The following is a 1013-nucleotide window of genomic DNA, read 5'->3' as shown; positions in this document are numbered from 1 at the left end:
CGATCGGGCGAGACTGCGCCAGCTGGAGGACTTTCGACCAAAGGCGAAATGGCGCGACGTCGTCGACCGCGAACCGAACGCCTTGAAAGTTGCGCCGTCGTTTGCCACTGTCCCGCGCGCAATAGAGAGTTTAACCAACGCCTGTCTGGGTCAGCATTTGGGGGCGCCTTCCGCATGGAAATCTTTACCGCTGAGGGTCTTGCGGCGCTCCTGCAGATAATCGCGATCGATCTGGTCCTGGCTGGCGACAACGCGGTTGTTATCGGTCTGGCGGCGGCCGGCCTGCCGAAAGAGCAGCGCGCCCGCGCAATCGTGATAGGCATCATCGCTGCCACGGTTCTGCGAATCGTTTTCGCGGCCACTACGACGCAGCTGCTTGCACTCGGTCCCGGCCTTCTGATTGCAGGTGGTATCCTGCTGCTCTGGGTCTGCTGGAAGATGTGGCGCGAGCTGCGCACGCCGGAGGAAGAGGAGCACGCCGCCCAGGAAGTGCTCTCGAACGAGGATTTGGACGCCTCGGGCGACATCGGCGATAAAGCGCCGCGCAAGACGCTGAGGCAGGCGGCCCTGCAGATCATCGTCGCCGACGTTTCAATGTCGCTCGACAACGTCCTGGCGGTGGCAGGTGCCGCGCGTGACCACCTTACGGTGCTCGTGATCGGCCTGACTCTTTCCGTCGTGCTGATGGGTGTGGCCGCGTCCTATGTCGCGCGGCTTCTGCATCGCTACCGCTGGATCGGCTATGTTGGCCTTCTCATCATCCTCTATGTAGCACTCAAGATGATCCGGGACGGCGCGATCGACGTCTGGCCGGACCTTCTGGCCTGACGCTTCCCTTCGGTCCGGTATCAGGGGCAAGGAGGCGTCCCTGCTTTCCTCGAAGGGCTAGCTCGATCTCCCGGGATACGCTCACGGCCTCTACAGGCCGGGGCGCCACCCGCCCCTCGCACCCGGCAGACATCTTCGGGCAAACTTTGCCTTCGCATCGAAACGAATAACGTCTTCAAAGTGGC

At 62.6% G+C, this 1013-nt stretch carries 1 protein-coding gene; it reads left to right on the top strand.

Features of this window, described 5'->3' with window-relative positions; translation table 11 throughout:
* Nucleotides 1-174 precede the first annotated feature (174 nt).
* Nucleotides 175-828, top strand: a complete 654-nt coding sequence (locus NYR54_RS19110; RefSeq protein WP_261517285.1) for a TerC family protein — start codon at nt 175-177, stop codon at nt 826-828.
* The last annotated feature ends 185 nt before the right edge of the window (nt 829-1013 follow it).

This window comes from Chelativorans petroleitrophicus, from assembly GCF_025398195.1.
Taxonomy (GTDB): Bacteria; Pseudomonadota; Alphaproteobacteria; order Rhizobiales; family Rhizobiaceae; genus Chelativorans; species Chelativorans petroleitrophicus.
Note: the sequence above shows the minus strand (reverse complement) of the source record. Positions and strands in the feature narration are given on the sequence as shown.